We start from the raw sequence: 22,864 nt of genomic DNA on the forward strand, positions 1-22,864 counted from the left end.
AATGGGCTGAGAGGAAAAAACTTGTGAGCAATAACACGTTTAAATATGTTGCTACCAATACGATGTTAGTAATAAAGAGATAAAATTAAACGCACTTGTCTTCTTTAATAAACAACTTAATTACGTTTTATCAACATAGTCATTTTTAGGAAATAAAAACCATAAACTCCATAGAAACCATAAAGTTTATTTTGATCGTAAAATCATCTAACCGCCTGCGTAATAAACGATTTTTTAATAAAAATCATAAAATCCATAAACACCTTTAAAACTCGTTTTTTAATTTGAAGGGAATCACATAATAATAGGTAATCACCCCCTATCATTCGCGGACAAAATAAAACGGGGACAGAGTTATGAGTACGACTGATGATTCATATATTGTGGTAAATAATGAGGCGGCTGGGAAGGCCTCATTAAAGGAAAAATGGTGGCATGTTCTGGATACCTATAAAGTAGGTATTATCCCAGTGCCGCTCTTTGTGCTAGCGGGGGTATTAATCGGCATTGACTGCCTGAATGGCAAGTTGCCGAGCGATATCGTCGTGATGGTGGCGACACTGGCATTCTTCGGGTTTGCCTGTGGTGAATTTGGCAAACGTCTGCCGATTATCGGCAAGATGGGGGCGGCGGCAATCTGTGCGACCTTTATCCCCTCGGCGATGGTGCATTACGGCCTGCTGCCGGACGTTGTCGTTGAATCCACGACCAAGTTCTATAAAAGTACCAACATCCTGTATCTCTACATCTGCTGCATTATTGTCGGCAGCATCATGAGTATGAATCGGCAGACGCTGATTCAGGGCTTCCTGCGTATTTTCTTCCCTATGCTGTGCGGTGAAATCGCCGGCATGCTGGTGGGCATGGGCGTAGGTATTGCGCTCGGCCTGGATCCGTTCCAAATCTTCTTCTTCCTGATTCTGCCGATTATGGCGGGTGGGGTGGGTGAAGGTGCTATCCCGCTGTCTATCGGCTATGCCACGATTCTGCATATGGATCAGGGTGTTGCGCTGGGACGCGTCTTGCCTATCGTCATGCTGGGCAGCTTGACCGCGATCATTCTTGCCGGTGTTCTGAATCAGTTGGGTAAACGCTATCCACACCTGACCGGTGAAGGTGAATTGATGCCGAATAAAGACAATGGTCTGGGCGGCGGCGCAAGCAGCACACCAGCTCCTGCCTTTAGTGGCAAAGCCGATGTAACGACCATCGCCTCTGGCGCGCTGCTGGCCATCCTGCTGTATATGGTGGGTATGCTCGGTCACAAAATGGTTGGCCTGCCTGCACCGGTTGGCATGCTGTTCGCCGCGGTGCTGGTGAAACTGGCTCACGGTGTTTCACCGAAAATGCTGGAAGGTTCTCAGGTCGTTTATAAATTCTTCCAGACTTCTGTGACGTATCCGATTCTGTTTGCCGTTGGCGTGGCGATTACGCCGTGGCAGGAATTGGTCAATGCCTTCACGATCCAAAACCTGCTGGTGATTATCTCTACCGTAGTGACGTTGGTCGGGACGGGTTTCTTGGTGGGGAGAAAAATCGGTATGCACCCGATTGATGTCGCCATTATTTCTTGCTGCCAGAGCGGACAGGGTGGTACGGGGGACGTCGCGATTCTGACGGCAGGTAACCGTATGGTACTGATGCCATTCGCGCAGATTGCTACGCGTATCGGCGGTGCCATTAACGTTTCGATATCACTGCTGGTACTCGCCAACTTTTTAGTCTGATGTCATTCAGAAAATAAAACGGCGCTGAGCTAAATAAGTATTACGTTGAAAAAATGTGTTGAGTTAACGAAATAAAAACCGCCATTGCGCGTGGGTTTATTTTGCACAGGAAATATTATGAAACTTGCAAGCTATCGTTATAACGGTAAGGACAGTTACGGCATTTATACGGCAACGGGATTAATCGATCTTGGCGGTAAAATTGGTCACCGCTATCCCGATCTGAAAACACTGCTGGCGCAGGATGCGTTACACGTTGCACACGAATTCAGTATGAGTACGCCGGATATTCCTGTCGCGGATGTGACGTTCTTACCGGTTATTACCGCACCAGGGAAAATACTGTGTGTGGGGATGAATTACGCGGCTAAACGTCAGGAATTTAATGAAGAGAATCCTGCGCCAACGCTATTTGTGCGCTTTGCGGATTCGCAAACCGGGCATGCGACGCCGGTTATCAAACCGCATTATTCCCGCGAGTTTGATTATGAAGGCGAGCTGGCGGTCGTTATCGGTAAAGGCGGACAGAATATTTCTCAGGATGTCGCGCTCTCTCATGTCGCAGGCTACAGCTGCTACATGGATGGTTCTGCGCGTGACTGGCAGCACAGTTGGTTTACCGCAGGTAAGAACTGGCAGAAAACCGGTGCGTTTGGCCCTTATCTGACCACGACGGATGAAATTCCCGATCCGCATGTACTGGCAATCCGCACGTATCTGAATGGCCGCATGGTACAGGACGACAATACCAGCAGCATGATTCACAAAGTCGCTGAACTAATTGAATACATCAGTACGTTCACCGAGCTGAGCGCTGGCGACGTGATCATCACGGGTTCACCGGGCGGCGTGGGTAAAAAACGCAACCCACCGCTGTTTATGAAGGCGGGCGACTGCATTGAAGTTGAAATCGAAAACATTGGTCATTTGCGCAACACGATAGTGGATGCCGCTGCGCCGTTGAAATCAGTTCCGGTAACGGCTGAAGCCGTCGCGCACTGAATAGCCGTGTAAGTACCAGGCTACCGGCGCTAAACCGGCAGCCTGCAATAGATTGCCTAAATAATTTGAGTTGCAGGAAAAACCGTGATGTATGCCAATGATTCCGTCTTTTTTGACACGCTGGATGTGCGCCTTCGGGAGCCGGAGAGGAACGCGGTGCGCCAGTTCCTCGCACACTGTCAGCTCGGCATGGATGACGATATTGACATCGTTGTGGTTGGCAAACTGGGCGGGCGGTTGATTGCCTGCGCGGGGCTAGCTTCCAACACCATTAAATGCGTTGCGGTCGATCCTGAATTCAGACACCTCAATCTGGGCGTGCAGGTGGTGAATGAAGTGATGCAGCAGGCGGCGCAGCGCGGTCACTTCCACCTGTTTCTCTATACCCGACCGGAAAATGTCGACATCTTTCGCGGATGTGGCTTCTACCCGCTGGCCTGCTATCAGGACAGCGCGGTGCTGATGGAAAACACACCGATTGGCATTCAGCAGTATTGCCAGTCGTTATCGGCGTTTGCGCACCCTGAACCGCTCGCGGCGCGGACAGATAAAAAGATCGGCGCGATTGTCATGAACGCGAACCCCTTCACGCTAGGCCACCGCTATCTGGCGGAACATGCGGCGCAGTCTTGTGATTGGCTGCACGTTTTCGTGGTGCGGGAAGACGTTTCCTTTTTCCCATTCACTGAACGTCTGGAGATGGTTCAGCGCGGCGTGGAACACATCCGCAATCTGACGGTACATGCCGGTTCTCACTACATGATCTCGAAAGCGACGTTTCCCGGCTATTTCCTGAAGGAAGAGAAGCTGATCACGCGCGCTCATGCGGCGTTGGATTTAATCATTTTCAGGAAATATATCGCGCCGGCACTGGGCATTACCCAGCGTTTCGTCGGTACCGAACCCTTTTGCCCGGTGACGTATCAGTACAACCAGGATATGCACTACTGGCTGGAGAAAGACCAGACGGTGTCTTCCCCCGCGCTAAGCGTGGTTGAAATTGAACGTAAACGGCAAACCTCAGGACTGGCCATTTCCGCTTCGGAAGTCAGGAAATTGCTCAAACTTCGGCAGTACAACCGTATTCAGGACATCGTGCCAGCCTCAACGTTTGCACATTTACAGCACTACTACGAACCCGAATACGCGTAATTAAAATTAATCAGGATAAGTCTATGAAGATTGTTAAGGAGTCCCTGGCGGGTACCTTTGAATCCAGCGATTTGCTGGTCAAAGTGGCACCAGCGGAGGGGAAACTCACCGTGGTCATCAACAGCGAAGTGATGAAACAGTTCGGTCATCAAATTAAACAGGTCGTGAATGACACGCTGAAAGCGTTGGGCGTACAGGAAGGGACGATCATTGTGGATGACAAAGGCGCGCTGGATTGCGTCATCCGTGCTCGCGTGCAAAGCGCGGTATTACGCGCCGCAGACGGACAGCAGATTGAATGGGAGAAATTATAATGAATAAACTTCGCCGCAGCATGTTATTCCTCCCCGGTGCGAACGCCGCCATGTTGTCCAATGCGTTTATCTATAAGCCTGATTCCATCATGTTCGATCTGGAAGATGCCGTTTCCCTACGCGAGAAAGATACCGCGCGTCTGTTGGTTTTCCATGCGCTCCAACACCCAATGTACCGTGATATTGAAACCGTGGTACGCATCAACCAGTTAAGTACGCCGTTTGGCCTGTTGGATCTTGAAGCCGCCGTGCGCGGTGGTGCCGATGTGATCCGCCTGCCGAAAACTGACTCCACTGACGATGTCGATGAACTGGAACATCATCTGGTTCGTATTGAAAAGGCCTGCGGTCGTGAAGTCGGGTCCACGCGCATCATGGCGGCGATTGAGTCTGCGGTGGGGGTGATTAATGCCGTCGCGATTGCCCGTTCTTCCGAACGTATGATCGGGATTGCGCTGGCGGCGTTTGACTACGTGATGGATATGCAAACGGAACGCGGTGACGGCACAGAGCTGTTTTATGCCCGCTGCGCGGTGCTGCACGCGGCGCGCGCGGCTGGTATCGACGCCTTCGACGTGGTTTATCCCAACGTCAATGACGATGCGGGTTTCCTGAAAGAAGTCGATCTGATCCGCAGGCTGGGCTTTAACGGTAAATCCCTGATAAACCCGCGTCAGATTGAGCTGTTACACAACGCTTATGCCCCTACACAGGATGAAGTGGACTATTCCCATCTGGTAATCAAGGCCGCCGAAGAGGGGGAGCGCGCGGGGCTGGGTGTGATTTCCCTGAACGGGAAAATGATCGACGGGCCAATCATCGACCACGCCAGACGAGTGCTGGAACGTGCTCAGGCCTCCGGCGTTCGCAAATAGCCATTGCGTGATTACACCGCAATGGCCGCTCTCAGGAATTACAGGATTAGACAATGAGTCATTTTATTGAAGCACTGCAAAAGCAGTACCCGGAAAAACGTCATCTGCAACCCTTCGTCAACGCCAACCAAAACACGCCGTGGCTGAATGATGTTGCCCAAAAACATGAGCGCAAACTGTGCGCCGATCTGGAAGAGGCGATTCGCCACAGCGGACTGAAAGATGGGATGACGATCTCTTTCCATCACCATTTCCGCGAAGGCGATAAAGTGATTAATCGGGTGATTGATACGCTGGCACGTATGGGGTTTCGCGATCTGACGCTGGCCTCCAGCTCACTGATGAGCTGTAACGCGTTGCTGATCGAGCACATCAAAGCGGGCGTGGTCAGCCGGATTTATACCTCGGGGATGCGTGGCAAACTGGCCGATGCGATTTCTCATGGATTAATGAAAGAACCGGTACAAATTCATTCCCACGGTGGTCGCGTCCATCTGCTGCAAAGCGGTGAACTGAATATTGACGTCGCGTTTCTGGGTGTCCCGTGCAGCGATGAATTTGGTAATGCCAACGGCACCGTCGGGAAATCCAGCTGTGGTTCGCTGGGCTATGCGATGGTTGATGCGCAGTTTGCCCATAAAGTGGTGCTGCTGACCGAAGCGCTGGTGCCGTTCCCGAACATGCCAGCCAGCATCGTGCAGGATCAGGTGGACTACATCGTTCAGGTGGATGAAGTTGGCGATCCGGCAAAAATTAGCGTGGGCGCGGCGCGCGTCACTAGCAACCCGCGTGAATTGCTGATCGCTCGTTCCGCGGCAGACGTGATTGAACATGCCGGTTATTTCAAAAATGGTTTCTCGATCCAGACTGGTTCGGGCGCGGCTTCTACGGCCTGTACGCGTTTCCTTGAAGATAAAATGCGCCAACAGAATATTGTGGCGCGCTTCGCGCTCGGCGGCATTACGGGCGGGATCGTCGATCTGCACGAAAAAGGGCTGATCGAAAAACTGATCGATACCCAATGTTTCGATGCGAATGCGGCCGCATCGCTGGCGAAGAACCCGAATCACGTTGAGGTTTCCACTAACGTTTACGCCAACCCAAGCTCTAAAGCGGCCTGTTGCGATCAGCTCGACATGGTGATTCTTAGCGCGCTGGAAATTGACACTGATTTTAATGTCAACGTCATCACTGGCTCAGATGGCGTGATGCGCGGCGCGTCCGGCGGACACTGTGACGTCGCAACGGCAGCGAACCTGACTATCGTCGTGGCACCGCTGATTCGTAGCCGTATCCCGACCGTGGTGCGTCAGGTGACGACGCGTGTTACGCCAGGAGAAAGCATTGATGTACTGGTGACCGATCACGGTATTGCCGTCAATCCGGCGCGCCCTGAGGTGGCTGAACGCCTGAAACAGGCGGGTCTGACGGTGATGACGATTGAAGATCTGTATCAGCGTGCGATTGCGCTGGTGGGTGAACCACGCGCTATCGCGTTTCACGATCGCATCGTCGGTGTTATTCGCTATCGCGATGGCAGCGTGATTGACGTCGTTCGTCAGGTGAAAGAAGCCGACGAATAAGCGTAAACGCATGAGGGAATCGATGATGACAAATGCTGTTTCCATCTCGCTGGAAACCTTACTCGCGGCGAAGGAACGCCGCGCAGTTCGCCAGCAAGAATGGCTCGCTCGACACGGCACGACGCTGGTGTCGCTGACGCTGGTCACGCCGGGGCCGGTAAAAGATAGTGAAGGCTACCGGCAGGTGATGGCCGAAGCGATCAAGGCGTTCAGATTGCTGTGTCAGACAAGAGGTTGGATAGTGGTGGAGCAGCAAACATTCTGGCTGACAACCGGAGCGGAAGGGCTGTGGGCGATCACTAAAGATGCGCTGTCTGTGAAAGCGGCGACCATTGCGCTGGAAGATAGCCATGAGCTGGGGCGACTCTGGGATTTCGACATCTTCAGCCCGGAAGAAGGATCGATTGGTCGGTCGATGTTGGCACACAGCGGGCGCACCTGCTTATTATGCGATCAAATGGCGCACGCCTGTAGCCGTTCTCGGCGTCATTCGTTACCTGAGCTGCTTGAGCACATTGAGGAAAAGGTTAATGCCTACTTTACGCCAGCCTGACGGTATCCTGTCGGCGGTGGTATCCCGTTCCGCTGTTGGTGATTATCGAGACCGCGATGCGTTACCGGATATCGACCAACGGGTGGCGCATGCGTTGATGATGGAAGTGATGTTGACACCGAAACCTGGACTGGTGGATCGCGCGAATAATGGATCTCACCGCGATATGGATGTGGCGCTGTTTCAGACCAGCATTCAGGCCATTTCCCCCTGGTTTCGGCATTTTACCGAGGCGGGTTATCAGCACGCCAGCGTACCGCTAGCGCTGCTGCTGCCTCAGGTTCGACCTATCGGCATCGCCTGTGAGCAGGCGATGCTGTCGGCGACGAAAGGTGTGAATACCCATAAAGGCGGAATTTTCGCGTTTGGCCTGCTGTGTACCGCTGCCGGTTGGCTAGCAGGGCGAGGAGAGCGTGTGACGCAACTCAGCCTGTGCGATAGCGTTGCGACAATGTGCCACGATATGGTGCGGAATGAGCTGGAGACGTGTTCTGGCGCCGCGACCGCGGGTGAACACCTCTATCAACGTCATGGTCTGACGGGCGCGAGAGGGGAAGCCGCAAGTGGTTTCAATACCGTATGCCAGTACGCGTTGCCCGCCTTGCAACAGGCTATTGCCGCAGGGGCAGATGACGAAACCGCGTTGTTACAGACGCTGCTGGTGTTGATGGCTCACAATCCTGACACCAATGTTGTTTCACGCGGTGGCATGGACGGACTGGCGTTTGTGCAAGACTACGCGCGGCGATTGCTGATTGGTCCGCTAGATCGTCAGGCACTGAAGGAGATGGACGACGCGCTGATTGCCAGAAACCTTAGCCCGGGGGGCAGCGCCGATTTACTGGCCTTAACCTGGCTGCTGCATCATTATCCTGCCGAATAGCACACGAACGACTGCGATAAAAGGAGCGGCTGGCATCGCGATGGCTAGTGTCGATGATTTACATCATTTGACGGCTCCTTAACACTTTTCCTATTGTTCCACTAAAGTTAGTGAGAAAATTGCCGATATCGTTTTCACCAACTTCTACCCGTTATACGTCGAGTTATGTACGTGCTGGCTGCTCAACCTCTTTTCCACGAGTTTGTTTTTCGCTTGTCGCGTAATGAGGTGCATAAGTGTGCCTTGCCCAAAGGACCTACGTTTTGTCCTGTGACTCGATGCATTTAAGGTAGGTTTCATGCTGTTTCAGGTACTCCGAGTCATCGTTTTCAATATGCAGCCAGTGCAGTGCATCGTGTTGGCACACATGGAACTTGAAAGATAACGAAGAGGCGTGCATCAATATAAGCCATTGACACATAATCCGTGTAAACAATGGTAGGGATGAAAGCGGTGAATGAAAATTTGAAAGAGCAGTTTGTGAAGCGCAACAAACTGGCCATCTGTGCAACATTGCGCGAGTTAAAGAAGAATGATACATCTCTGATGGTTCATCATTCTCACGGACAGTTCATCAGTAAAATTCTTGACGTTGTACCTGACAACAACCTGTTTGTCTTCGATTTAGGCGGCATTGAGCGCGAGAATAACCGTGCGCTGTATGCCGGCGCGCTCTCTTTTGTCGCTGAACCCGCGGGTGCAAAAGTCGAATTTAATGCCGAAATTGCAAGAACGGTGGACTACGACGGGCTGCCAGCCTTTAGCGCACATATCCCTGAATTGCTTTATCTTATTCAACGCAGAACCTATTTCCGCATCAACACGCCGCTGTGGCCGCCGTTGACGTGCCGTGGAGAACTGCCGGATGAAAGTGTTTTCCTGTTCACCATCAAAGATCTCTCTCTGGGGGGATTGAGCCTGTATACCGACCGTGACACCACGGGGCTGTTGACCGAAGGCGACATTATTAAGAGCGTCGAGATGGATCTGGCTGACCACGGTTTCTTCTGCGTTGACTTGCAGTTTGTCGGTCAGGCAATGGTGAAAATTGTCGATAATAAAGGCGAATTGAAACTGACGCAGCGTTTGAGCTTCAAGTTCCCTTCATTGAACGCGGCGCAGGAACGGGATCTTCAGCAGGTGATTTTTGAGTTGGAAAGATTACAAAACGAAAAGAAAAAGCGGTTTCAGGAGTTGTAATTTTTAAGCACAACGTTTTGTATGGGCTTCACACATCGCAGCAACGTTTTTATAACGAGTATTATCTTATTTACCCATAAGTCATGCGAAAAGCCAACGTACGGGCAGCTCGAAGAAGGGTGGGGGTAAATAAATGGTTTCCAACGTTCTCAGAGCCTTGTCAGATGAGATCGAGTGGTGCAGAATACGCGCCTTGCAAAATAACCGACGTCTAATAGCGTCGGTTATTTTTTTACATTTATGCTCGTCAACCTTCAGGTAGCAGGGATATTGGTGCGGTTTCTCACCGTTCTCTGTGGATCAGGTTTGCTGGGTATAGGGTCTTCAACCAAAGAGGCCGGACAACGATCCGGATAGATAATTTTGTGTGTGCCTGTGAGCACAGTGAGGAAAGGAAAGATGGGGCAATTAACACGTTTCGCACCGGTGCCCGCCGGTTTGTGCTGCAAAGGTATTGGTTATGGCGCGACGCAGTCGCAAGTTATTTCTGGTGCTGTTACAGCCACCTCTTCTCATCGTGATTCAGGCGAGCCCTGTATCCATTCATTTGTTTCCGGTGCGTATGCGCCTGCCGTGATGAACGGAGGTGCGCGTCATGTCGCTTGATTCTCAACTGCCTAATGGTGGCGCAAAACGTGCGCAATTAAAAAGAACGCTCACGCTGTGGCCTGTCGTGATGATGGGGCTGGCGTACATGCAGCCGATGACCATTTTTGATACCTTCGGTATTGTGTCTGGCCTGACCGACGGCCATGTGGCGACCGCCTATGCGTTTGCGCTAGTCGCCATTCTGTTCACGGCGCTGAGCTATGGCAAATTGGTAAAACGTTTTCCGTCCGCCGGTTCTGCTTATACCTACGCGCAAAAAGCGATCAGCCCGCACGTCGGGTTTATGGTCGGCTGGTCGTCGCTGCTGGACTATCTGTTCATGCCGATGATCAACATCCTGCTGGCGAAAATCTATCTGGAAGCGATCTTCCCTGGCGTGCCGTCATGGATTTTTGTGGCGGCGCTGGTCGGTTTGATGACGCTGTTTAACCTGCGTGGCATCAGTCTGGTTGCTAACCTGAACTCGATTATCGTGGTGGTGCAGGTTGCTATCATGGCGGTATTCCTGGGGCTGGTGATTCATGGTGTTTATCTGGGTGAAGGTGCAGGAACATTGACCAGCACGCGTCCATTCTGGTCTGAGAATGCTCACGTCGTGCCGATGATCACTGGGGCCACCATTCTCTGCTTCTCGTTTCTTGGCTTTGATGGCATCAGCTCGCTGTCGGAAGAAACGCAGGATGCAGGTCGGGTGATTCCAAAAGCCATCTTCCTGACGGCGCTGATTGGCGGCGTGATCTTTGTTGCCGTGGCGTACTTTCTGCAACTGTATTTCCCGGATATCTCGCGCTTTAAAGAACCGGATGCCTCTCAGCCGGAAATCATGCTGTACGTCGCGGGTAAATTCTTCCAGTCGGTTATTCTGGTGTTCTCCTGCGTCACGGTGCTGGCATCGGGTATGGCTGCTCACGCGGGTGTTTCTCGCCTGATGTATGTGATGGGGCGTGATGGCGTATTCCCAGAGCGCTTCTTCGGCTATATTCACCCGAAATGGCGCACGCCGGCGCTGAATGTCCTGCTGGTTGGTGTGATTGCACTGTCTGCGGTGTCGTTCGATCTGGTGACAGCAACGGCGCTGATCAATTTCGGTGCGCTGGTCGCGTTTACGTTTGTGAACCTGTCGGTCATTTCACAGTTCTACATTCGTGAACGCCGTAATCGCACAGTGAAAGACACCATTAACTTCCTCGTACTGCCTGTGCTGGGTGCGTTGACGGTAGGGGCGCTGTGGGTAAATCTGGAAGCCAGCTCAATGACGCTGGGTCTGGTATGGGCAACGATTGGATTGCTCTATCTGGCATTTGTGACGCGCAGCTTCCGTCAGCCAGTACCGCAATGCAGTGAAGAGCCGGTTTAAATAAACTGACGGCTTACGGCTTACATAAGAGAAAGTGGAGCCAATATGCTCCGTTTCAGACTGTTGACAACCCTATTTTCTGAATGAGAACGGGAGTAACGGAATAGAAGAGTAAAGCGTTTGCGCCATGGATGGCGCAATCCGAGCGTACAGGGATGTATTTACAGCGTCTTTACGATCTATCCGTTACTACCGCTCAACAGACTTTTTCAGCAACTTCCAGCGGAGCCAGTGTGCTCCGCTTTTTTATGCTTTATCCCACCAGCTCCTGTGCATAGGCGTACAGTGCTTTTAGCTGTGCCATCTTCTCTTTATCGTCTTCGTGCAACTGATACAGGTTGCTGAGTTCTGACAGATAAGACTGCAAGCGCTCCGGCGTAAATACCGCACGCCGATGCTGCAACCAACGCTGCTGCTCGCGGTCGTCCAGCGTTCCTGGGAAATTGCGGGCACGGTAGCGGAAGAACAGTGGTTCCAGACGGTTATCAGCAAACGTGAGATCCAACGCGGGAAGGTTCTGCGGGGCAGTCTCCTGAATAATCTTCATCGCCATGCGGTCGGCATCGCCAAAGAAGCCATCATAAAGCCGTAAATCGACATCTTCAGAGGCGGCGAACGCGGGGGCATCGGCAAACAGCTCCACCACTTTTTCTCTGACGCTCGCGTGGTTACGCAGCACGGCCAGATTGTCTAAACAGCGTTGACGGTCGATACCCAATCTTTCCGCGTCTTCTTGCCGTAAGGTATTGGCCGGTGCTAAGACCGGACATTTATTGATGTGTACCAGCTTGAGTGGAACCGCGCTCTGATCGGCCTCCAGTGCATCCCGGCGGGTGTATAACCGCTCACGTAATGCTTCGCTGTCCAGCTCCAGCAGTGGTGTCATATCGCCAGCCAAATCGCACATGATGACTGCGTTACGGTTGTCCGGATGCCAGGCGAGCGGCACAACCCAACTGGTGTTGCTCCTTGCCGCGCCAAACATGCCAGACACGTGAACGAGCGGCTTCATTTGCGGGATATCAATCAGCGCGGAAATTTTGTTTTTGTTACGCAACGGGAACAGATAGTCAAACAGCTTGGGCTGTGCCTGCTTGAACAATTTTGCCATGGCGATGGTGGCATAAACGTCGGACATCGCATCGTGCGCCTGCTCGTGCGCGATGTCGTTGGCTTTTGTCAGATGCTCAAGGCGGAAACTGGGCAGGCCGTCATCGTTTTCCGGCCAGACGATGCCTTCCGGCCGCAGGGCATAGCAGGCGCGTAATGCATCCAGCAAATCCCAGCGGGAATTCCCGTTTTGCCAGCTGTAGGCATAAGGATCGTAGAAGTTACGATAGAAAATATTGCGGCTGACTTCATCATCAAAGCGGATGTTGTTGTAGCCCATGACGCAGGTGCCGGGCACGCTGAATGCCTCATGGATCTGACGGGCGAACTCCGCTTCATTGACGCCTTTTGCCAGCGCGACCTGCGGCGTAATTCCGGTGATCATCACCGCTTCTGGTTCCGGAAGGTAATCATCCGACGGGCGACAATAAATGACTAGCGGCTCACCGATAATATTGAAATCCATATCGGTACGGACACCCGCAAACTGCGCAGGGCGATCGCGAGCCGGATGTTTACCGAACGTCTCGTAGTCATGTATGAAAAAAGTGGGTTGTGTTTTCTCGGCCATATATGCAGTTAGCTACGTGTGCGCGCTGAGCCTGAAATCAGGCAAAACAATCTGGAAAACGGCAAGGATACCATTGAATCGACTTTTCTGTGGCGCTTTCCTGATTTGCATCACTTCCCTGACTTACATCAATAGGCGGGTAGACATAATCGCTAGGCATGACTGTGTCCATTCGGTTACAATTTTCGTTTTAATGCGAATGATAATTAAATTCTTTATTGCCGCGTAGCGTGCGCTGCGGGGTAGCATTCGGCGACAAACAGCAAAATGGAGAACACACTTATGCGGTTAAATGCGGTGCGATTGAATGCAACGTTTGCAGTGAAGGCGACGTTATTGGCATCTATGTTTGTTCTGGCTGGCTGCGATCAGCAGGCATCGTCTTCAGAAGGCAATCACACGGTCAGCATTGAGCATGCGCAGGGCACCACTCAGGTTCCACAGCCGCCGAAGAAAGTGATTGTGTTTGATCCTGCCTCATTGGATACGTTGGACGCGCTGAAGGTCGAAGGGATTGCCGGTGTACCGAAAAGCAGTACGCCGCTGCCTGCATTTTTATCAAAATACAACAGCGATGCTTACCTGAATGCCGGGACGCTGTTTGAACCTGCCTATGAAGCGCTCAGCAGCGCGAAGCCCGATCTGATTATTGCCGGTGGACGTACGCGCGATGCCTACGACAAGCTGAGCGGCATTGCACCGACGATCTCAATGGACGTGGATGAGCACCAGTTTATGGCGAGCTTTATCCAGCGTATCGAGCAACTGGGCACCATCTTCGGCAAAGAAGATGAAGCGAAAAAACAGATTGATGAGTTTAAACAGCAGATCGCCCAAACGCGCGCTAAAACGGAAAACGCGGGCAATGCGCTGGTTCTGATGGTCAGCGGCGGCAAGATGTCGGCCTACGGTCCTAAATCGCGCTTTGGCTTTGTGTTTGATGAGCTGGGCTTCAAACCAGCGACCGAATTCCCTGAATCCGGGCGTCATGGCAACGTGGTGACCTCCGAATTCTTACTGAGCGTGAACCCGGAATGGCTGTTCATCCTCGATCGTGACAGTGCGATTGGTCGCCCGGGTGGAGAGTCGGCCCAGCAGGTGCTGGATAACCCGCTGATTCACAAAACCAACGCCTGGAAAAACAATCGCGTGATTTACCTGGATTCTGCATCGCTGTATATCGCAGGGGGGCTGCAAAGCTATAAAAACCTCGTGACGACCGTTAGCGACGCGTTAGATAAGCAATAAAGGCAGGGTTACGGCAGAATCAATGAAGTCTTTTTACTATTCGCTGGGTCTTGCGTTTCTGGCCTGCATGATTGTTGTCAGCCTGTTTGTTGGGGCCGGGCACTTAAACATGCAGGCCGTCTGGAACGACCCGGAAATGCGCGATATTTTCTTTATCAGCCGCGTTCCCCGCACGCTAGCTTTGCTGCTGGCAGGTAGCGCCATGAGTGTGGCTGGTCTCATCATGCAGTTACTGACGCAAAACCGCTTTGTCGAACCGTCTCTGGCGGGAACCACGCAGTCGGCTAGCTTAGGTTTGCTGGTAGTGATGATCGCCGTGCCCGGTGCGACGATTTTCACCAAGATGGTGGTGGCGAGCCTGTTCGCCCTAGCAGGGACTTTCCTGTTCATGATGCTGCTACAGCGAATTGTGTTGAAATCCGCGCTGGTGGTGCCGCTGGTCGGCATTATGCTGGGGGCGGTTATCAGTTCAATCACCACGTTTGGCGCGATGTATTTTGATTTGCTACAGGCGCTCGGTAGCTGGGAATCCGGTGATTTCTCCGGTGTCTTGCAGGGGCGTTACGAGCTGCTCTGGCTGGTTGGCGCGTTAACGCTGGTGGCCTGCTGGGTTGCTGACCGCTTCACCGTCGCAGGGATGGGGCGTGAATTTTCCGTCAATGTCGGCCTTAACTATCGGCAGGTCATGTTGATGGGGCTGAGTATTATCGCCATCGTCAGCGGCGTGGTGGTGGTGGTGGTCGGCAGTCTGCCGTTTATCGGGCTGATTGTGCCGAACCTGATCAGCATGATGATGGGCGACAATGTGCGCAAAACGATCCCGTGGGTGTGCCTGCTCGGCGGTGGTCTGGTGCTGTGCTGCGATATTATCAGCCGCGTGATTCGCTATCCTTTCGAGATTCCAGTGAGCGTAATTCTTGGCGTCATTGGTGCTGCCGTTTTCCTTCTCTTATTGCTAAGCCAGAAACGCCATGTCAGTCAATGAACGTAAGACGGTGCTGACCGGAGCCGTCAGCGAAAAACGTATGGGATTATCGCCGACGCAGCGGTTGATGTGGCTGGCTGGCGCGGCTGCCGTGGTGATCGTGCTGTTTATGACCATTAATCTAGGCAGCAACCTGCGCTACATTTTAACGCACCGCGGTCTGATGCTGACGACGATGCTGCTAGTGGCATTTGCCGCCAGTGCGTCGACTGTGTTGTTCCAAACGGTGACGAATAATCGGGTGCTGACACCCTCGATTATGGGGTTTGAAGCCCTGTTTATCCTGATTCAAACCTCGCTGGTGTTTGTTTTCGGCATTAGCGGTATTCCGGGTCTGGGCGTTGAAGGCAAATTCGTTCTTGAGACGCTGCTGCTCATTCTCTTCTCCGCGCTGCTGTACCGCTGGCTGTTTACCGGTAGCCGCAATAACCTGCACCTGGTTTTACTGGTCGGGATTATCTGCGGGACGTTGTTTCGCAGCATGGCGGGCTTAATGCAGCGTCTGCTGACACCCGGTGAGTTCGCCATCCTACAGGGGCGGATGTTTGCCACCTTCACCCGTACCGTGCCTGAACTGGTGGCGCTCTCGGTTGGCATTACGCTGGTGGTCGCGGTGGTGATCTGGCGCATGCGCTTTCGGTTTGATGTGCTGGCGCTGGGACGTAATAACGCGATTAACCTGGGAATCGACTACAAGCGCAGCGTCACGATCATTCTGCTGCTGGTTTCCGTGCTGGTTGCCATTTCAACGGCGCTAGTCGGTCCGCTCACCTTTTTGGGCTTTATGGTCGCGAACCTTGCCTATTTAGTCATTGGTTCCAGCCAGCACCGCCTGTTGCTGCCTGCGGCTTTCCTATTGGGCGTGATTTCACTGGTTGGCGGACAGTTGGTGCTTGAGCATCTGCTGGATATGTCTGGGGCGCTGTCGGTCGTGATCGAATTTGTGGGTGGATCGCTGTTTATTGTGTTGCTACTGAAAAAGGTTTCCGTGTGATTGAGATCGGCAATGTAACTAAAACGTATAATAACGTGACGGTATTGAATAATGTCACGGCGACGGTGCCTCGCGGTGGCGTCACGTCGATTATCGGCCCGAATGGTGCAGGGAAGTCGACATTGTTGTCCATCATCAGCCGCCTGCTAGACGCGGATCGCGGACAGGTAAAAGTCAACGGCATGGACGTGATGACTACGCCAAGCGATAAGCTGGCGACGTGTTTGTCCGTACTGCGGCAGGAAAATCAGTTTACCAGCCGCTTAACGGTGTCGGAACTGGTGGGGTTCGGTCGCTATCCTTATACCAAAGGGCGGCTAAATGCTGACGATCGTGAACGTATCAGCGCTGCGCTGGCGTTCCTCAACCTGACCGAATTGAAAGATCGGTTTTTAGATGAGCTTTCCGGCGGCCAGCGGCAGCGGGCCTATGTCGCGATGGTGCTGTGTCAGGACACGGAATATGTTCTGCTGGATGAACCGCTGAATAATCTGGATATGAAGCACGCCGTGGCGATGATGAAGCAGATTCGCCGCGCGGCCGATGAACTGGGCAAAACCATCGTGCTGGTTATCCACGATATCAACTTTGCTTCCGCCTATTCGGATTACATTATTGCGATGCGCAAAGGGCAGATCATCTACACGGGAAAACCGGAAGACATTATGGTCTCTGAGGTGTTGGAAGATATTTTCGATACGGAAGTGGCCATTGAGCAGGTTCATCATCAGCGTATCGCGGTATATTACCGCTAAATACCCGTCATACTTCAAGCCGCCCTCATGCAACTCGAATTAGTTAGGGTATGTTTGCTGACAGATTATCCGCTCAGTGAGGTGTTAGCGCAAAGGACGTAAGCACTGCTTGAAAGACGCCGGGTATAACCTGTATGGTGAATGCATAAAGAATTTATGTATGACTTAAGGTAAGGGTAAAAGATGGATAAGGACACTAAACCGTGTTTCCAGGATGTGTTGGAATTCGTGCGCATGTTTCGTCGTAAAAACAAACTTCAGCGTGAAATCGTCGACAACGAGAAGAAAATTCGTGATAACCAGAAGCGCGTTCTGCTGCTGGACAACCTGAGCGAATATCTGAAACCTGGTATGTCTATTGAGGACGTACAGAATATCATCGCTAACATGCGCGGTGATTATGAAGACCGCGTTGATGACTACATCATCAAAAACGCCGATCTGTCGAAAGAACGCCGTGAGCTGTCTAAAAAGCTGAAAGCGATGGGCGAAGTTAAGTAACCTGACGCACCATTTTTTACGGTCGGTAAATAGCTACTGTAAAAGGATCGCTTCTGCGGTCCTTTTTCTTTTGGTTGTTATGCCACAACCTTACCTCTTTTCGCTTATCCACTTGTCTGGCTATCGTTAATGATTTTGTCGCTGACAAGAATGTCGAACATCCAGAGAACTGGAATCCAGCTCGCACGCTGGATGCCATTTTTCGCAATTTAGCCGTTTTCTTGCGAAGCGTTTCCCCACCTGAATTTTTCGTCCTATTGCATCGGCCTGAGTTACTGCAACATGCCAGGACGAACCACAGGGAAAAGGGAAGGGTGTGTTATGGCAAGGAATGATGTCAGTAAATAGTCTGGCTTGGGCGAGCGTATTGGGTATTCTGCCGTTGCTTTTTTTACCGCAGATTCCCGCGAAAATGCTGCTGTGGTGGGGGATTGGGCTATCCACCTGCGTGATGCTAGTCGGATATCGTCACGCAGGGATACGATGGGTGGCGCTTGTTGCCATGAGCTTTTGCTGGGCAGCGTTGAATGCTCAAACCTTACTGCTACAAATTGAGCGCGTTACGCAGGGTCAGGTTAACGCTGTCGTGACGATAAGCAGCATACGGTTCAATGAGCATGATGATGATGGGATCACGGTTCGGTTGGAAGAGATCAATCAGCACAGAATCTTCCCTCCATTATATGCCCAACTGACCTTGTCACCAGCTATGGAAAACTGGTGTGGTGGTCAACGTTAGGCAATCACTGCCAGTTTACGACCTATTCACAGCCGACTTAATGAAGGCGGTTTTGATAGCCAGCGCTGGGCCATTGCCAAGCGGCAACCGGTGTCGGGTCGTGTGCTAACGGCAAATGTGGTTGATAGCCAGTGTGACTTTCGCCAGCGCACGATTGTGCAGGCGGAGCAGCAGGTGCAGGGATTAGCGTGGCGTTCTATTTTACTAGCACTGACGTTTGGTGAGATGAAAACGGTTAGCCCAGAACTCAAAGCGCTACTTCAGAACACTGGGACGATGCACCTGATGGCGATCTCTGGCCTTCATATTGTGCTTGCGGGTCTGGTTGGCTGGGGAATAGCGCGGGCGCTACAGTATGGCTTTCCCGTGCAGTGGATTGGCTATCGTTTCCCATTACTGATGAGCGCCGTGATTGCTTGGGGATATGTTTGGCTGGCAGGGGGAAATCCACCCGCGGTGCGATCTGCACTGGCGCTTAGCGTATGGGTTTGCCTAAGAATGTGGAGTATCAACGGCTCAGCCTGGCAGGTTTGGCTATGGTGTGTCGCGTTGATTTTGGTCAGCGATCCATTGAGCGTACTGTCAGACAGTTTTTGGCTATCGTGCCTTGCCGTCGCGTCGCTAATTTTCTGGTTTCAGTGGGCACCCCTTCCTCACCGGCTACAGACCCGCCGACGATGGTTCTGGCTACGCTGGATCCACCTGCAAACGGGAATCACGCTGCTATTGATGCCCTTACAGCTTCATATTTTCCACGGTTTCAGTATCACCTCACTGCCCGCGAACCTTTGGGCAGTGCCTTTGGTGTCCTTCGTTACCACACCGCTCATTTTGCTGGCATTGAGCACAATGGTATTCGCGCCGCTGAGTGAAATGCTCTGGTGGCTGGCAGATATTTCGCTGCATGGAGTATTCGCTCCGCTGACGTACCTACAAACGGGGTGGGTGTATCTTGATGCATCGCTGCTGCTAGGGAGTGTCGCGGGCTGGGGCGCTGTTGTGATATGGCGCTTTAGCTGGTGGCGTATCCATCCGGCGAGTGTCGGTACTCTGGTTCTGGTTTTACTGGTCTTCCGTATAAAGACCGATGAGCCGGATTGGCGTGTGGATATGCTGGATGTCGGTCATGGTTTGGCGATGGTGATCGAACAGCGTGGGAAAGCCGTGCTATACGACACGGGAAACCGCTGGGAAGGGGGCGATATGGCGACGCGAGAAATTCTACCTTACCTGCGATGGCGGGGCGTCGACGTAGAAAAAATTATTCTGAGTCATAGCCACAGGGATCACACTGGGGGGCTGGAAACGCTACAGGTGGCTTATCCTGAAGCAACAATATATAGCGCGACCAAGGCGATGAATCATCGTGCGTGCCAACGTGGCGAGCGTTGGCACTGGCAGGATCTCACGTTTACCGTGCTGTGGCCGTTAGCGCTTGTAGAACGCGCGGAAAATAACGACTCCTGCGTTATCCGTGTTGATGATGGAAAACACAGTGTCCTACTGACGGGCGATCTGGAGTCGGATGCGGAAAACGCATTGATTCGGTTAGATCGCAGTGCCTTGCGTGCGAATTTGTTACAAATCCCTCACCATGGCAGTAAGACCTCATCATCACCTCCCTTTATTCGCGCGGTTAATGCCGAGTTTGCAATGGCTTCTGCGGCGCGCTATAACCCGTGGCGATTGCCTTCAGTAAAGATTGTTGAACGATATCGGCAATATGGCTACTCATGGCTGGATACCGCATCATTCGGGCAGTTAAGTGCACGTTTTTTCAGCGATTCATGGCACATTCTGCGGTTCAGGGATCACATATCGCCTCGTTGGTATCATCAGTGGTTTGGCGTAGAGCGGTATAATGAGTAAAATGGTCGGCTATTTCTTCCCGATTCAGGTTTACTACATGCTGAATGATAAAGATCTCTCCACCTGGCAGACGTTTCGCCGCCTATGGCCGATGATCTCTCCTTTTAAGGCAGGGCTTGCTGCTGCTGCAATCGCACTCATTATTAACGCCGCTGGCGATACATTGATGCTCTCCCTGCTTAAGCCCTTGCTGGATGAAGGGTTTGGCAAAGCGGAACGTTCCGTATTGCTCTGGATGCCGCTGGTTGTCATTGGATTAATGCTCGTGCGAGGCGCGTCAGGCTTTGTTTCCAGCTACTGTGTTGCCTGGGTTTCAGGCAAAGTGGTGATGAACATGCGTCGCCGCCTGTTCTCCCACATTATGGGCATGCCGGTAGCGTTCTTCGATCAGCAGTCAACTGGCACGCTGCTTTCTCGTATCACCTATGATTCGGAACAGGTTGCTGCTTCGTCATCCGGCGCGTTGATTACGGTCGTCAGAGAAGGGGCCTCAATTATCGGTCTGTTCATTCTGATGTTCTACTACAGCTGGCAGCTGTCCATCATTCTGATTGTGATTGCACCGATCGTGTCAATCGCCATGCGCATGGTGTCCAAACGCTTCCGCAATATCAGTAAAAACATGCAGGATACGATGGGGCATGTGACTACCAGCACGGAGCAAATGCTTAAAGGCCACAAAGAAGTGCTGATGTTTGGCGGTCAGGAAGTAGAAACTAAACGTTTTGATCAGGTCAGCAATCGGATGCGTCAGCAGGGCATGAAAATGGTGTCTGCTTCATCGATTTCCGACCCTATTATCCAGTTGATTGCTTCGCTGGCATTGGCATTTGTGCTGTATGCTGCCAGCTTCCCCAGCGTGATGGACACGCTAACGGCGGGGACGATCACGGTGGTGTTCTCATCCATGATTGCGCTGATGCGTCCGCTAAAATCACTGACCAACGTGAACGCGCAGTTCCAGCGCGGTATGGCTGCATGCCAGACGCTGTTTGCGATTCTGGACATGGAACAGGAGCGTGACACGGGCAAACTCGAGCTTGAACGTGCGAAAGGTGAACTCGAATTCCGTCAGGTAAACTTCGCTTATCCAGGAAGAGAAAATCTGGCGTTGAAGAATATCAATCTGCATATTCCTGTGGGTAAAACGGTCGCATTGGTTGGCCGTTCTGGTTCAGGTAAATCAACGATTGCCAGTTTAATCACGCGTTTTTACGACATTCAATCCGGTGAGATTCTGCTCGATGGTCACGACCTACGTGAGTATCGCCTGTCCTCCTTGCGTAATCAGGTTGCGCTGGTTTCTCAAAACGTTCACTTATTCAACGATACGATAGCGAACAACATCGCCTATGCTCGCAATGAGCACTACAGCCGTGAAGAAATTGAGCGTGCGGCGAAAATGGCGTACGCGATGGATTTCATTAATAAGATGGAACACGGTCTGGATACGATCATTGGTGAAAATGGCGTGATGCTTTCCGGCGGACAACGGCAGCGTATCGCAATTGCCCGTGCGCTACTGCGGGATAGCCCGATCCTGATATTGGATGAGGCTACGTCGGCGCTGGATACGGAATCTGAACGTGCCATTCAGGCTGCGTTGGATGAGCTGCAAAAAGATCGTACCGCGCTGGTGATTGCACACCGCCTTTCCACGATTGAAAAAGCAGATGAAATTCTGGTGGTTGAAGACGGCAGAATCATTGAGCGTGGTAACCATGCTGCGTTACTGGCGGCGAACGGTGCCTATGCTCAGTTGCATAGAATGCAGTTTGGCGAATGATTGAGCGCATCTGGTCCGGGCGGTCGCCGCTCTATTGGTTGTTGCTGCCGCTCTCGTGGCTATACGGACTCATTACGTTTCTGATTCGCCAGAGCTATCGACTGGGGTGGCGGAAAAGCTGGCGATCGCCTGTTCCCGTTGTGGTCGTGGGGAATCTAACGGCTGGCGGCAATGGGAAAACACCGTTAGTTATTTGGCTCGTCGAACAACTGCAACGCCGAGGCTATCGTGTCGGCGTGGTGTCGCGCGGTTACGGTGGGAAAGCTGAACGTTATCCGCTGCTGCTGGATGAGTCGGTGAGCACGGCGCAGGCAGGCGATGAGCCGGTGCTGATTTTTCAACGTACCGGTGCGCCCGTTGCTGTCGCTCCTCGGCGGCGGGATGCTGTGAGCGCGTTATTGGCACAGAACGCGCTAGATGTGGTGATCACCGACGATGGATTACAGCACTATGCGTTGGAAAGAGATATCGAGCTGGTTGTGATTGACGGGATGCGGCGTTTTGGCAACGGATGGTGGCTGCCTGCGGGCCCAATGCGGGAAAGAGAAAGCCGTCTGGCGTCGGTGGATGCCGTCATTGTTAACGGCGGAACGCCACGAACCAATGAGATAGGCATGACACTCACGGCGGGTATGGCGGTAAACGTACTTTCCGGTGAATCGCGCCCGCTGAGCCAGTTGCATGATGTCGTGGCGATGGCGGGCATCGGACATCCTCCGCGTTTTTTTGCTACGCTGCGTGATGCTGGTGTTCGTATTGCACGTGAAGTCGCTTTTGCTGACCATCAAGCGTACCAGCCAGAACAGCTTGAATCGCTGACTCAGGATGCGACGCAGCCACTGCTGATGACGGAAAAAGACGCCGTAAAATGTAAGGCGTTTGCTCAGAATAACTGGTGGTATCTGCCCGTCGATGCCGTGTTAGCTGAGCCCTACGGCACGCAATTGCTCGACAAACTGGAAAATGTGCTTAATCGGGCTGCGGGCAGCAGAACATAAATAGGTCTGCTACCACGGTTTCAGATATCCCTTGTGGATATCACCTTATTAGA

At 52.3% G+C, this 22,864-nt stretch carries 19 protein-coding genes and 1 pseudogene; 19 read left to right on the top strand and 1 reads right to left on the bottom strand.

What is annotated here, in order from left to right; translation table 11 throughout:
• The first annotated feature begins 356 nt into the window (after positions 1–356).
• The 11 genes from KKH3_RS08110 (at position 357) to KKH3_RS08160 (ending at position 11,255) form a co-directional block, all read left to right on the top strand.
• The gene (locus KKH3_RS08110) at positions 357–1,727 is read left to right on the top strand and encodes a 2-hydroxycarboxylate transporter family protein (RefSeq protein WP_039357944.1); all 1,371 of its coding nucleotides are present in this window, start codon (positions 357–359) and stop codon (positions 1,725–1,727) included.
• A 117-nt stretch (positions 1,728–1,844) separates the two neighbouring features.
• On the top strand, positions 1,845–2,729 hold the full coding sequence (locus KKH3_RS08115) for a fumarylacetoacetate hydrolase family protein (protein ID WP_039357945.1): 885 nt from the start codon (positions 1,845–1,847) through the stop codon (positions 2,727–2,729).
• An 87-nt stretch (positions 2,730–2,816) separates the two neighbouring features.
• Positions 2,817–3,881 carry a [citrate (pro-3S)-lyase] ligase gene (citC, locus tag KKH3_RS08120; protein ID WP_039357946.1) on the top strand — a complete coding sequence of 355 codons (1,065 nt, stop codon included), beginning with the start codon at positions 2,817–2,819 and terminating at the stop codon, positions 3,879–3,881.
• A gap of 23 nt (positions 3,882–3,904) precedes the next feature.
• Positions 3,905–4,195 (top strand): citrate lyase acyl carrier protein, encoded by a 291-nt coding sequence (citD, locus tag KKH3_RS08125; protein ID WP_039357949.1) that lies wholly within the window; start codon positions 3,905–3,907, stop codon positions 4,193–4,195.
• Positions 4,195–5,070, top strand: coding sequence for a citrate (pro-3S)-lyase subunit beta (gene citE, locus KKH3_RS08130; RefSeq protein WP_039357952.1), 876 nt, complete (start codon positions 4,195–4,197; stop codon positions 5,068–5,070). Before citD ends, citE begins: the two co-directional genes overlap by 1 nt.
• A 53-nt stretch (positions 5,071–5,123) precedes the next feature.
• Complete coding sequence (gene citF / locus KKH3_RS08135; RefSeq protein WP_039357957.1) at positions 5,124–6,653, top strand: citrate lyase subunit alpha; 1,530 nt, start codon at positions 5,124–5,126, stop codon at positions 6,651–6,653.
• A gap of 25 nt (positions 6,654–6,678) precedes the next feature.
• Positions 6,679–7,206, top strand: a complete 528-nt coding sequence (citX, locus tag KKH3_RS08140) for a citrate lyase holo-[acyl-carrier protein] synthase (RefSeq protein ID WP_039362282.1) — start codon at positions 6,679–6,681, stop codon at positions 7,204–7,206.
• On the top strand, positions 7,184–8,089 hold the full coding sequence (citG, locus tag KKH3_RS08145; protein WP_039357960.1) for a triphosphoribosyl-dephospho-CoA synthase CitG: 906 nt from the start codon (positions 7,184–7,186) through the stop codon (positions 8,087–8,089). The genes citX and citG overlap by 23 nt, the downstream gene beginning before the upstream one ends.
• A gap of 444 nt (positions 8,090–8,533) precedes the next feature.
• On the top strand, positions 8,534–9,289 hold the full coding sequence (locus KKH3_RS08150) for a flagellar brake protein (RefSeq protein ID WP_039357962.1): 756 nt from the start codon (positions 8,534–8,536) through the stop codon (positions 9,287–9,289).
• Positions 9,290–9,688: 399 nt separating this feature from the next.
• Positions 9,689–9,895 (top strand): hypothetical protein, encoded by a 207-nt coding sequence (locus tag KKH3_RS08155; RefSeq protein ID WP_039357965.1) that lies wholly within the window; start codon positions 9,689–9,691, stop codon positions 9,893–9,895.
• Positions 9,885–11,255, top strand: a complete 1,371-nt coding sequence (locus tag KKH3_RS08160) for an APC family permease (protein ID WP_039357967.1) — start codon at positions 9,885–9,887, stop codon at positions 11,253–11,255. The genes KKH3_RS08155 and KKH3_RS08160 overlap by 11 nt, the downstream gene beginning before the upstream one ends.
• A gap of 253 nt (positions 11,256–11,508) precedes the next feature.
• Here the strand turns inward: KKH3_RS08160 and sbcB are convergent, their stop codons facing one another.
• Positions 11,509–12,936, bottom strand: a complete 1,428-nt coding sequence (sbcB, locus tag KKH3_RS08165) for an exodeoxyribonuclease I (RefSeq protein ID WP_039357968.1) — start codon at positions 12,934–12,936, stop codon at positions 11,509–11,511.
• A gap of 303 nt (positions 12,937–13,239) precedes the next feature.
• Here sbcB and KKH3_RS08170 point away from each other — a divergent pair, with 303 nt between their 5' ends.
• The 8 genes and pseudogenes from KKH3_RS08170 (at position 13,240) to lpxK (ending at position 22,811) form a co-directional block, all read left to right on the top strand.
• Positions 13,240–14,184 (top strand): siderophore ABC transporter substrate-binding protein, encoded by a 945-nt coding sequence (locus KKH3_RS08170; RefSeq protein ID WP_400395392.1) that lies wholly within the window; start codon positions 13,240–13,242, stop codon positions 14,182–14,184.
• Between the two features lie 22 nt (positions 14,185–14,206).
• Positions 14,207–15,169: an ABC transporter permease gene (locus KKH3_RS08175; RefSeq protein WP_039357974.1), complete on the top strand. Its 963-nt coding sequence runs from the start codon at positions 14,207–14,209 to the stop codon at positions 15,167–15,169.
• Positions 15,156–16,163, top strand: coding sequence for an iron chelate uptake ABC transporter family permease subunit (locus tag KKH3_RS08180; RefSeq protein ID WP_039357976.1), 1,008 nt, complete (start codon positions 15,156–15,158; stop codon positions 16,161–16,163). Before KKH3_RS08175 ends, KKH3_RS08180 begins: the two co-directional genes overlap by 14 nt.
• The gene (locus KKH3_RS08185; protein WP_039357980.1) at positions 16,160–16,918 is read left to right on the top strand and encodes an iron ABC transporter ATP-binding protein; all 759 of its coding nucleotides are present in this window, start codon (positions 16,160–16,162) and stop codon (positions 16,916–16,918) included. The genes KKH3_RS08180 and KKH3_RS08185 overlap by 4 nt, the downstream gene beginning before the upstream one ends.
• 183 nt (positions 16,919–17,101) lie before the next feature.
• Complete coding sequence (gene tmaR / locus KKH3_RS08190) at positions 17,102–17,419, top strand: PTS system regulator TmaR (RefSeq protein WP_005967626.1); 318 nt, start codon at positions 17,102–17,104, stop codon at positions 17,417–17,419.
• A gap of 334 nt (positions 17,420–17,753) precedes the next feature.
• A pseudogene (locus KKH3_RS08195) lies at positions 17,754–20,027 on the top strand (ComEC family protein).
• 37 nt (positions 20,028–20,064) lie between these two features.
• Entirely contained in the window at positions 20,065–21,813 is a 1,749-nt protein-coding gene (gene msbA, locus KKH3_RS08200) for a lipid A ABC transporter ATP-binding protein/permease MsbA (RefSeq protein WP_039362284.1), read from the top strand.
• Positions 21,810–22,811: a tetraacyldisaccharide 4'-kinase gene (gene lpxK / locus KKH3_RS08205; protein ID WP_039357983.1), complete on the top strand. Its 1,002-nt coding sequence runs from the start codon at positions 21,810–21,812 to the stop codon at positions 22,809–22,811. Before msbA ends, lpxK begins: the two co-directional genes overlap by 4 nt.
• Positions 22,812–22,864: the final 53 nt, after the last annotated feature.

It is taken from the genome of Pectobacterium actinidiae, from assembly GCF_000803315.1.
GTDB lineage: Bacteria > Pseudomonadota > Gammaproteobacteria > Enterobacterales > Enterobacteriaceae > Pectobacterium > Pectobacterium actinidiae.

Coding starts and splice junctions, on each gene's coding strand:
- KKH3_RS08160 (WP_039357967.1), top strand. CDS start 9,885: ATGTCGCTTGATTCTCAACTGCCTAATGGTGGCGCAAAACGTGCGCAA.
- KKH3_RS08175 (WP_039357974.1), top strand. CDS start 14,207: ATGAAGTCTTTTTACTATTCGCTGGGTCTTGCGTTTCTGGCCTGCATG.
- lpxK (WP_039357983.1), top strand. CDS start 21,810: ATGATTGAGCGCATCTGGTCCGGGCGGTCGCCGCTCTATTGGTTGTTG.
- citF (WP_039357957.1), top strand. CDS start 5,124: ATGAGTCATTTTATTGAAGCACTGCAAAAGCAGTACCCGGAAAAACGT.
- sbcB (WP_039357968.1), bottom strand. CDS start 12,936: ATGGCCGAGAAAACACAACCCACTTTTTTCATACATGACTACGAGACG.
- KKH3_RS08180 (WP_039357976.1), top strand. CDS start 15,156: ATGTCAGTCAATGAACGTAAGACGGTGCTGACCGGAGCCGTCAGCGAA.
- msbA (WP_039362284.1), top strand. CDS start 20,065: ATGCTGAATGATAAAGATCTCTCCACCTGGCAGACGTTTCGCCGCCTA.
- KKH3_RS08155 (WP_039357965.1), top strand. CDS start 9,689: ATGGGGCAATTAACACGTTTCGCACCGGTGCCCGCCGGTTTGTGCTGC.
- citE (WP_039357952.1), top strand. CDS start 4,195: ATGAATAAACTTCGCCGCAGCATGTTATTCCTCCCCGGTGCGAACGCC.
- KKH3_RS08110 (WP_039357944.1), top strand. CDS start 357: ATGAGTACGACTGATGATTCATATATTGTGGTAAATAATGAGGCGGCT.
- tmaR (WP_005967626.1), top strand. CDS start 17,102: ATGGATAAGGACACTAAACCGTGTTTCCAGGATGTGTTGGAATTCGTG.
- citC (WP_039357946.1), top strand. CDS start 2,817: ATGTATGCCAATGATTCCGTCTTTTTTGACACGCTGGATGTGCGCCTT.
- KKH3_RS08150 (WP_039357962.1), top strand. CDS start 8,534: ATGAAAGCGGTGAATGAAAATTTGAAAGAGCAGTTTGTGAAGCGCAAC.
- KKH3_RS08115 (WP_039357945.1), top strand. CDS start 1,845: ATGAAACTTGCAAGCTATCGTTATAACGGTAAGGACAGTTACGGCATT.
- citX (WP_039362282.1), top strand. CDS start 6,679: ATGACAAATGCTGTTTCCATCTCGCTGGAAACCTTACTCGCGGCGAAG.
- citG (WP_039357960.1), top strand. CDS start 7,184: ATGCCTACTTTACGCCAGCCTGACGGTATCCTGTCGGCGGTGGTATCC.
- citD (WP_039357949.1), top strand. CDS start 3,905: ATGAAGATTGTTAAGGAGTCCCTGGCGGGTACCTTTGAATCCAGCGAT.